Raw genomic sequence first — 8,800 nt, 5'->3', positions numbered from 1 at the left:
GCCACGAGACGCCCAGCTTTGGGGCTACTGCCTGGCACGCGGCTTGCATCGACATATTTTCCGCCAAGATGCGGTCTTCCACGAGACGGACCACACGGTCCTTGGCATCCTGGTCAAATTTTCTTGGCATATTCCAGATTTTCCCATCTACTCAAACGGAACAAAACCTGGGACACTTCAGTGTAGGTGGTGTCTTGGATACCACCTTCGGGGCTGATGATGCGCCAGACGTCGCCGGAGGCGGTGGCGCGGAAGACAGTGGGGCGGATGTCGCCGAGGAGGTCGTCGGTCAGCCAGTCGGTGGGGATGGTCCAGTCGGTGGTGTCGCGGTTGGTGGTACGGCCGCGGCCGGTCAGGCCTGCTTCGTGGAGTCCGCCGTTGAGGAGGGCTTGGTAGAGGGGGAGGTTGTGGAGCCGGTCGAGGTAAGTGTCAACGACACTATCGCCGGTGTCTAGGGGGTTGCCGGTGAAGTCGCCGGCGGTTTCGATGAGTACGCAGACGGTGCCACCGGTGGGTGCGTCGTCGCCGGTGTCGTTGCCCCAGTAGAGGATGTTGGGGAACATCCCGCCGGTGCCGACTTGGGCGGTGACACGTCCGTGGTCATCGTAGCGGTAGTGATACGCAGCACCATTCCGGCCGGCTGGCTGGATTGATTATGGTGTCAGGACACAAGCTTGTGTGTTAGTCGTCGAAGTCTGTTCCTGCGGCTTTAGCTTGGTTGAGGGTTCGTTGCAGGTTGTTGGTGTTGTTGAAGAGGTCTGTGAGCTGCTGGTGGAGTGGTTGCAGGGTGTCAGCGGTGCCGATGAGGCTGAACATGCCTGCGTCGCTGTCGAACTCGATGCCGTCGGTGGTGATGTTTGCTTGTCGGAGTAGGTACTTGGCGAGGTTGTCGAGGAAGTAGCCGTTGGGTGTGTACCCTGCTTGTTCTATGACGCCGACTGTCTCCTTGGGCATGGTGTCCATAGCGGCGAACAGGGTGGTCACGCCGTCGAGTTCTGCGAGGTGGAAGAGTGGTTGGTCTTCCTGTTGCGTGTTGGTTGGCATCGTGTCTTGTTCCTGGCTTTCAGTGAAGTCGGGGTGTGTTGGGCGCGGGGTATCGATCAGTCCGTAGTAGGAGAGTGCGTCCTCAAGGGCGAACTCGATGTGAAGGTCCATGAGGAGGCCCGCTGGCATAAAGTAAGTGCCCTCCGGTGCTTCATCGACGATGCCACCTTGGGGTGGGTTTGTATTGTGAAGTGTGTATTCAATGCGACGGTCTTGTTCAGGGATAAAGGATGCTAGGCGACTCGCAGGAATTGATTCAGAGGTAGGTGCAAAGGCAAGTTCACTGGGGTTCCAGGTTAATGCCCCTCCGTACTCAAAATACTTGTCAAATGGGACAGGCTTTGGTGCATTCTTGTCTTTTACTGGGTGGAAGTCGCCGCCCTTTTTGAAGTCTTTTTTGACAATTTGGAGGGGTGGGATTAGTAGTTCGTTCTTTTCGATGAGCGGGTACCAGGTGGTGTCTTTGGGGTCAGAAACGAGTGCGCGGTAGGGATGAATCATCACGGCGGCGCCGAAGAATGCTTCGGTGGAGGTCGCACCAACAGGGATGTATCCGAGGGTGGTTTTCATCAGGTAGAGCCGTCCAGCCTTCGGGCGGCTGCCTTTGGGAGCGTCGAATACTAGTTTTAGTGCCATGTTCCTAGCGTACCTTGCTAGCGAATTGGTCTACCCAGTCCTTGCCAAAAGCTGTTGCTTGGTCATAGAACTCATGTTTTGGGCTCATACTGTTTATCTTATTTTCTAGGTTACCTACCTTAGTCGTGGCTCCCGTTGGCTTTTGCATTCCGATTTTCTCGATCAGATGCTGTTCAACTCCACGTGCTTCGTATTTTCCAAGTGGCGACTTTCTATTGAGAAGAACCATTCCGTCTTTTGGCTTAGTAATCGGATGACTCAACGCATGTTGCATGGCTCGTAGCCGAGGGTGTTTGGTAAAGCCGACGTATATCGTTAGGTGAATTCTTTTCGCAAATGGCTAAGAATTGATTCGAAAAAATTACGCGGTGGTTGCACTTATGCGTACTGCGACGAAGCTGATTGTGGACGTCAAATACACCGCTCAAGAAAATGCTTTCGTGGGTTTTAGAGCCAAGGCGCGTAGATTGCACGAATTGCATTCGCAATCTCGTCCGACACCGTGGTGTCGAGCAGTTCACTGACCAATCTGGCTCCTCTATCGTGAGATAGATTGAGTCGACCTTCTCGACAGTGGTGTTGATGAGGCTGATGTGGTCCCAATCACCACAAGAACGAAAGCTCGGGTCCCGAATGGTGCAATCCTTGAACGAAAGATATGATCCAGAACAATGGTTGAACTCGGTGCGAACCAATGAACATTGTTCAAGAGTTACAGCCTCAAAGAACATCCCCTGGATTGAGTCATCATCAAATAATTGGTTGTGTTGTATTCCTTGGAGCTTCTGCCGGGGATTAGGCACTGGGCTCTCCGTTGGCTTCGAGGCAGGCGTATGCCCACTCAGTTAGGCTCGGATATTTATTTCCGAACCATTCTTCGTCACCAGTATGGAAATAGCCGCACACAATTTCATTGTCGAGGTGTTGGAGGACAAGGTAGCTGTCATCTCCCATTTCTCCCACGGCAAATAGTTCCTCGTGACCTGGGTAGTCTTCGTGGAATTCGGCGTTGAGGGTAATTGCTCGTTGATCTGGGGAGTAGGGGACGGCTAGGGGCGAAAACATTTCGACTCCGACTAGGGTCCATCGATCGCATTGGGTGAATAGCTGTTTGAAGTCTTCCGGCAACCATTCAGGGCTAGATGCAAAGCCTTCCTGAACCTCTTGTAAAGTGCTGCCTTCGCCAAATACATAGCTATCGTCGAAGTTTGCGAAATCACTCAGATTAATCATAGGAAGTCTAACGCCCTTTCTTGTCAATACTGTCTTTTCCAAGAGTTGAATGTATTACGATCCGCCGGAGTTACGTCCTTTGGATATTCACTAGATTTTAACCCGTTAAAGATGTGAATAGAGTTACCATCATGTCCCTTTGGTGTTAGACCTCTGGTCATTCGTTCCACGTTAGTTTCACCTCTGTTAACGTGGTATGGGTCGAACAAATAGCCTGAATCACTTTTGAAGGCTTTCTTTCCGAGGTTATCGTGTGAGGTCCAGCTTCCAATGCGGTGGTGGGCCATCAGCCCGATCATGTCGACCCAGTATGCTACTTCTATCTCCAAAGTAAACAGAACCAAACCGCTTTTGAGTGGCAGTTAGGTGATCGGTGATTGTGAATTGTCGAGCCAGGCCACGATGTGGTTTTCGGCTTGTTTCGCGGACGGTAGTTTGTCGAGGTGGCGGTTTCCGTTGTGGTTCGTGAGAAGAAGCGGGAAGTAGTTTCCCTTGGCATTGAACTTGACCTGGAGGGTCTCGCCGTGCGAATTCTGGTACGTAACGAAGCCGGCGGACGGAGTTTCCGACAAGTGAGTCAGCCACTTGGGTACGGCTTTGGCAGAGGCGTAACGTTGCTCGCCCAATGCGGTAGACGAGGTGGAGATGTCAGTGGTTTCGTCGCCTTCCAAGATCGGAATGCTCAAATGCGGGACCGAAATGGCGATGCCCTGGTGGAGGCCGAGCTCTGAAAGTTTTCGGGCGTCGTTCGAGAGATTTTCCGTGGGGATGTCGATTTTGGCTTGGCCGGGAGCTGGTGGTTCAACCTGCGCCAACTGCGCAATTGCCTCGAGTGCCGCCATAGACTGAAGTGTATCTTCGAGGGCGGTGATGGCCAAGTTGAGAGACTCGCGCTGCGACGTACTCGCCGTGTACAACTCGAGCGAGTCGGACTGATTCACTGAATCCAGCAGGATGCCGAGTATTTCGCCTTGGTAGGCGTAGATGGCCTCATCGATGGCGGTGGTGTCATGAATATTGCTCAGCAGATGGTGGAGGTGCTCGGCGGCATCCGAGTCGATGGATTGGTCGTAAACTTTCGCATACAGTCGTCCGATGTGCAGCAGTGCGGAATCGCTATGCATAGTCTTTCGCTCCGTAAAAGTCGAAGGGGTACGGGTGGCTGGTCTTCCCGGCGAGGGGGTTTCGATCCTTTGGGGCGGAAAGCCATCCTGTGATGGCGCTGAGCACTTCGGCAGGTAGGCGCACTTCTTCCCCTTCTGCTGCAGCGAACCTGTAGCTGAGGGCGCCGGTTTTGTCAGTGTTTCCGTCAAGTCGCTCGGCTAGCTCGAATATTGTCAGCGCAGTGATATCTGCAACGAATTTGGTTGCGTCATCAGATGACAGGGGTCCTGTTTCCTGGATTCGTGTGTGAAGCTGTTCAATGGTTGGCGTGATGACGTCTTCGAGGTCCGATTGCAATTGCGTCAGCTGTTCGTTGGTGGGCTGCATTAACACTCTTATAACATTCCAGGGTTCCACGGGATATTTGTAGGTTGAGGCAAGCCTTGTTGCTTGAGTTTCTCGATACCATAATCGGTTAGTGCTTCCGCTTCAGGTTGGCTGAATCCGACTGAGGTGTGTGAAGTGCCCCTAGTTTTGTTCCTAGGCTTTTGCCTTGATTTCTATTATTGCTTGCGGCGGGTGCTGCTGGTGGCGGATCGTCATCATGATCGGAATGGTTGGTTGTATCAGCCTGGCTACCATCTGACGGAGTTGGCGCAGTCCAATAGGGTGACTGTAGTTAAGGTGGGGCATCGGCGGAGGATTTGCCTCAGGATACGGTGGTTCTACCTGGTGTTGATGCGCATTCCACGAGCCGTTCGAGGATTGTTCCTTCTACAAATCCTGAGGATGTTTCGATGTACCACCGGCTATTGACAAGGGTCTTTGGCGGTTAAGGCTTTGTAGCTAGGGTGTTCAGTTTTTCGATAATAGACTTATCGTCTTCAAATACTCCCCAGCAGTAGACGTAGTTGAAAAAATCGTTGGAATTGAGGGGGCTTGAATCCAAATAACTCGCCATCTCGGTTGCTATTCCCGCTAATTCAAGGCGATCTAGTAGCGCATCTGATTCATTAGTGAGCTCTTCAGAATTCGATTTCTGGTCTATACGGTCTCGTTCTTGAATCGCAATTTCACTGACGCCTTCCAAATTGTCACTATTGAATTTTTGCGTAAATTCCTGTGAATAGAGATCAGAATAGCGATCTACGAACGTTTTCGCATTCGAGTAAAGAAACGTTCGGACATCAGTTTGTGTGCAAGTTTGAAGAATTTTTTCAATTAGGTGATCAAACTTGTGGTGTAGGTTATTGAATGTCATTTTTCTACTTCTCTATTTGAACGGGTTCGGTGAAGAAACAATCCTATCGACAGCATTCTCAGTGAAGACAGTCTCTTGGCAAGATTGACAAACAGGTCTCGAGGCAGCGATGCGTTGATTCTTTGAAGCTCCAATTCTATCTAGAGCCTGTTGTGCGTTTACCTCGGCATGCTGACGGACAGAACCTTCCACCGTAGCTGGAGTGAGATTTGCAAATTCTTGATTTTCTAATGCTTGCCGAACCTCAGGTCTGAAATATGGAGTGCCGTCAGCTCCAGTACGTTCGCTTGAAGCTACTACACTGTGCACTCGACCTGCACTGTCTTCGCCTTGTCCGATCGCGAGTGTGACTCCTCCCTGAGCGTTTTGAAGACATCGTCTCGTGAAGTTGATTGACTTGATGTTGTAGCGGGTCATCTGAATTCTTGAGACCATGCGCCATTAACCCGAGGACGTCTACCCAGAATGCTGCGTGGTCTACGTAGCCTTGTGCTGAGGCTAGTCGTGGGGCGAGTCCGAGTGGGTCTTGGGCGTTGTAGGCGCCAAGGGTGGGGTTGTAGTAGCGGAAGCGGTTGTACGCCCACCCTGATTCGGCATCTTTGTATTGTCCTGCGAATAGTAGTGGGCTGGTGTGTGTTCCGGCCCAGGTGCGTGTGCCGTAGAGGGTTTGTGTGGCTCGTCCGTCGATGGCACCAGTAGTGGTGTTGATGGTTTCTTTGGCGACACGCCTGCCGAGACCGTCGTAGGTGTAGCGGTAGCCAACACCGGGAGCATCACTTGAGGTAAAGCCGATGGGTTGTTCACCGGTGGCGTAGTAGAAGTGGGCGTGGGGTGTTAACTATTTTTGTGTTCGACGCCTAGCGCATCCTTCATGAGGAGCATCTTCACACTTGAGGCTACCTCATTGAAGTGGGCTTGCTTTCAGGGTTTTTGGGGTGTCTGCGGGAATGCCCGAGTGACGTGTTTTGTCCTCGGGCTTTGATGTAGGAGATTGTTGTGGCCGGCAGTTGGTTAGTGGGTGAGTGTGCTGCCGTCGGGGAAGTGGATGGTGGTGGTGTCACTGACATCAACAAAGGCTAGGCCTAGTTGGGTGGCGATGGTGTGTGCTGTGTTGTGGCCTTCTTCGGCATCGTCCCAGTCGAAGGCGGTGTAGAGGAAGTCGTCGCCGATGGTGTATTCGGTGGTGGGTTCTTCTGCTTCGTCGTCTTCGAAGTCAATGTCGCTGTTGATGTCGGGGAAGTGTGCTGCTAGTTGGGTGTAGCAGTTGGTGATGGCTGGGGTGGAGCCGGTGGTGGTGGAGTAGTTGCGTGGTTGGTCCCATTGGGTGGCTTTGTTGTACCAGTCCATGAATTCTTGATGGGTGGTGGTTGGGACGGTGGTGGGATCGATGATGAGGATGTCGTAGCTCATGGGTTAGGAGTTGTTTCTGTGGGTGTTGATGTAGTTGGCTAGTTGTTCGGTGACGTTGCGGACGTCTTCGTCTGTGGTGGGTTTGTTGGGCATGTCGGCAATGTTTTGGGGGTTGATGACTTTTCGCCAGTCGGTGGTGTCCAGCATGTGTTGTGCTTTGTCCCATTCCTTGAAGTACAGGAGGATAAGCATCTCTGAGAAGCGGAAATTACTTACTTGCCAGTACTGTCCTGTTTCTATGTTGTGGCGGAAGTCAGGCTCGTCAGTGAGTTCAGCTTCAATTTTGGGCAGGGCTGCGCCGAATTGCTTAAAGAATGCCTCCCAATTGGGGCCGGATCCGGATGGTTCGAAAGGCTCATAACCATGGCTATACGCGTCAGTGAATCGTGAAGGTTTTAGTGCGCTTCCCTTCCTCTTTCCAACGGGTTTGCCCATTTTTGAGTTGGGTAGATGAAGGGATGAATGTAGCTTTGCGAGTTGGGGAAAGCGTGCTGTGTAGATGAACCCGGTGTTGTAGAGGCCTGAGGATAGTTTTATGGGGTCGCCGCTAATATTGATTTCCAAGTATGGTTCGAGTCGTTTGCTCCATGTTGGTTCCTTGGATTTTTCCCTGGTGTAGCCTCTGTCGGCGAACCATGCGTCGGCGTTAGTAAAGAGTTTCGGTGCTGCCATATTTAGTGTTCCTTTTCTTTGCGATCCTGTCGAGAAGATTACCCAGCTTAGCCACATCGCTAGGGTTGTCCATATAGAAGGTATGGAATTGGCCCTGCAAAAGGTTTCCAGGGTCTTCTCCGAGACCATCTACCTTTCGTTGAGCTGCTGAGCGCATTTCGACGCCTCCTCCGTCCTTGGCTAGTTCGTTTTGGACCAGCTGTTGCCCCTCCGTAAGTTTAGCATTGCCACTCTTGATTTCAACGAAGTGGAATTGTCCATCATTGCCCTTGATAATGAAGTCAGCGTGGCTATTATTCCACTCTCCTTCTCCAAGATTTACGCGAGTGGTGACCTGCTTCGCCCAATTATCGGGTCCCATTTTTTCACGAATGATTGATTCCGCGTTTGCCTCGAATTTTTCTCCGGCGGCCTTGTTCGCGGAAATATGTGACATTAAGCCGAAAATGTCGACCCAGAATGCTGCGTGGTCGACATACCCCTGGGCTGATGCGAGTCGTGGGGCGAGTCCGAGTGGGTCTTGGGCATTATAGGCACCCAAGGTGGGGTTGTAATAGCGGAAGCGGTTGTACGCCCACTCGGATTCAGCATCCTCATACTGGCCTGCAAACAACAGCGGGCTGGTGCACCGACCTGACCATGTGCGTTTGCCGTACAACGTTTGGGTGGTGTGTCCTTCGACGACACCGGTGGTGGTGTTGATCAGTTCCTGTGGCGCTCCGGCTAGGTCGCACACTAGGGCGTAGAACGTCGCATTAACCTGGGCCTGGGACCACGTGGCGGCAGGGTTCGCCGGAGTGTCGTTGGCGTCACCGGTGCCACTGGTGCCATTGGTTAGTGCGATCTGGCCGTGAGTCTCACCAGTAGCCGGTCAGTAGTCCACACGTAGCCTTCACCCACACGTGCCGGATCGGTGTCGATGGTGGTGGTGATAGCCGCTAGTTGGTTACCGGTGTGGGTGAAAATGGAAGAGATAAGTTGTACTTCTCGCTGTGACTAGTTGAAAGACGGGCAGACGAGTACAAAGAGTGATGTCGGAACCCGATGTCCGTCGCGATCGGTCGCAAAGCCAGTAGGAGATTGAAACTGCAGGGTTGTCTTACCTGTCCAAGGTAAACGGAAGATCCGTCCAACAACTCCTTCTCTACCTTCCGGATTTGATTTCAGAACATCTGCTATTTCAAGGCCTTCGGAATCTATCAAAAGGTCGTGTGAAAGAAATGCATCTTGGAGGATGCGCCGTGTGGAGGTTACTTCTACTGTTACGTGGAAAGTTTCGTCTTCTGTCAGTTCTTTGATGCCGAGACTTATCGCACCGTCTGCTAAGCCCACTAGAGGAGTGGTCTGCCAGATGAGGTCGTCGCTTGCGTCTTGAGATCCAAAAAACTCCACGCCAGCTAGCTCTGGTTCAATGTCTAGCTCTATTTTCGGCATTGATTG

11 protein-coding genes are annotated in these 8,800 nt (G+C 52.1%); all 11 read right to left on the bottom strand.

From position 1 onward, the window contains the following. Positions 1 to 113: 113 nt before the first annotated feature. Positions 114 to 563 carry a hypothetical protein gene (locus ACUY2T_RS09285; RefSeq protein WP_448308366.1) on the bottom strand — a complete coding sequence of 150 codons (450 nt, stop codon included), beginning with the start codon at positions 561 to 563 and terminating at the stop codon, positions 114 to 116. Between the two features lie 118 nt (positions 564 to 681). Then, entirely contained in the window at positions 682 to 1,680 is a 999-nt protein-coding gene (locus ACUY2T_RS09280; protein ID WP_448308363.1) for an Imm51 family immunity protein, read from the bottom strand. A 795-nt stretch (positions 1,681 to 2,475) separates the two neighbouring features. Continuing rightward, entirely contained in the window at positions 2,476 to 2,913 is a 438-nt protein-coding gene (locus ACUY2T_RS09275) for a hypothetical protein (RefSeq protein ID WP_448308362.1), read from the bottom strand. Positions 2,914 to 3,275: 362 nt separating this feature from the next. Beyond that, a complete protein-coding gene (locus ACUY2T_RS09270) occupies positions 3,276 to 4,037 on the bottom strand; it encodes a hypothetical protein (RefSeq protein WP_448308361.1) in 762 nt (253 codons plus the stop codon). After that, entirely contained in the window at positions 4,030 to 4,404 is a 375-nt protein-coding gene (locus ACUY2T_RS09265; protein ID WP_448308360.1) for a hypothetical protein, read from the bottom strand. The genes ACUY2T_RS09270 and ACUY2T_RS09265 overlap by 8 nt, the downstream gene beginning before the upstream one ends. Positions 4,405 to 4,849: 445 nt before the next feature. Beyond that, on the bottom strand, positions 4,850 to 5,278 hold the full coding sequence (locus ACUY2T_RS09260) for a hypothetical protein (protein WP_408925822.1): 429 nt from the start codon (positions 5,276 to 5,278) through the stop codon (positions 4,850 to 4,852). A gap of 268 nt (positions 5,279 to 5,546) precedes the next feature. After that, positions 5,547 to 5,966 carry an RHS repeat-associated core domain-containing protein gene (locus ACUY2T_RS09255; RefSeq protein ID WP_448308365.1) on the bottom strand — a complete coding sequence of 140 codons (420 nt, stop codon included), beginning with the start codon at positions 5,964 to 5,966 and terminating at the stop codon, positions 5,547 to 5,549. A 323-nt stretch (positions 5,967 to 6,289) separates the two neighbouring features. Then, positions 6,290 to 6,688: a hypothetical protein gene (locus ACUY2T_RS09250; RefSeq protein ID WP_408925819.1), complete on the bottom strand. Its 399-nt coding sequence runs from the start codon at positions 6,686 to 6,688 to the stop codon at positions 6,290 to 6,292. 3 nt (positions 6,689 to 6,691) lie between these two features. Further along, a complete protein-coding gene (locus tag ACUY2T_RS09245) occupies positions 6,692 to 7,360 on the bottom strand; it encodes a hypothetical protein (RefSeq protein WP_448308359.1) in 669 nt (222 codons plus the stop codon). Next, positions 7,335 to 8,096: an RHS repeat domain-containing protein gene (locus ACUY2T_RS09240; protein WP_448308358.1), complete on the bottom strand. Its 762-nt coding sequence runs from the start codon at positions 8,094 to 8,096 to the stop codon at positions 7,335 to 7,337. Before ACUY2T_RS09240 ends, ACUY2T_RS09245 begins: the two co-directional genes overlap by 26 nt. 260 nt (positions 8,097 to 8,356) lie before the next feature. Next, positions 8,357 to 8,794: a hypothetical protein gene (locus ACUY2T_RS09235; protein ID WP_293792338.1), complete on the bottom strand. Its 438-nt coding sequence runs from the start codon at positions 8,792 to 8,794 to the stop codon at positions 8,357 to 8,359. Between the last annotated feature and the right edge of the window lie 6 nt (positions 8,795 to 8,800).

Source organism: Corynebacterium sp. 22-2729 (genome assembly GCF_053479475.1).
The sequence above is the reverse complement of the archived record's forward strand: the minus strand, read 5'-3'. Positions and strand labels throughout refer to the sequence as shown.

Bases quoted from the DNA above. Each gene is read 5' to 3' on its own strand.
- ACUY2T_RS09285 (WP_448308366.1), bottom strand. From the start codon at position 563: ATGTTCCCCAACATCCTCTACTGGGGCAACGACACCGGCGACGACGCA.
- ACUY2T_RS09280 (WP_448308363.1), bottom strand. From the start codon at position 1,680: ATGGCACTAAAACTAGTATTCGACGCTCCCAAAGGCAGCCGCCCGAAG.
- ACUY2T_RS09275 (WP_448308362.1), bottom strand. From the start codon at position 2,913: ATGATTAATCTGAGTGATTTCGCAAACTTCGACGATAGCTATGTATTT.
- ACUY2T_RS09270 (WP_448308361.1), bottom strand. From the start codon at position 4,037: ATGCATAGCGATTCCGCACTGCTGCACATCGGACGACTGTATGCGAAA.
- ACUY2T_RS09265 (WP_448308360.1), bottom strand. From the start codon at position 4,404: ATGCAGCCCACCAACGAACAGCTGACGCAATTGCAATCGGACCTCGAA.
- ACUY2T_RS09260 (WP_408925822.1), bottom strand. From the start codon at position 5,278: ATGACATTCAATAACCTACACCACAAGTTTGATCACCTAATTGAAAAA.
- ACUY2T_RS09250 (WP_408925819.1), bottom strand. From the start codon at position 6,688: ATGAGCTACGACATCCTCATCATCGATCCCACCACCGTCCCAACCACC.
- ACUY2T_RS09245 (WP_448308359.1), bottom strand. From the start codon at position 7,360: ATGGCAGCACCGAAACTCTTTACTAACGCCGACGCATGGTTCGCCGAC.
- ACUY2T_RS09235 (WP_293792338.1), bottom strand. From the start codon at position 8,794: ATGCCGAAAATAGAGCTAGACATTGAACCAGAGCTAGCTGGCGTGGAG.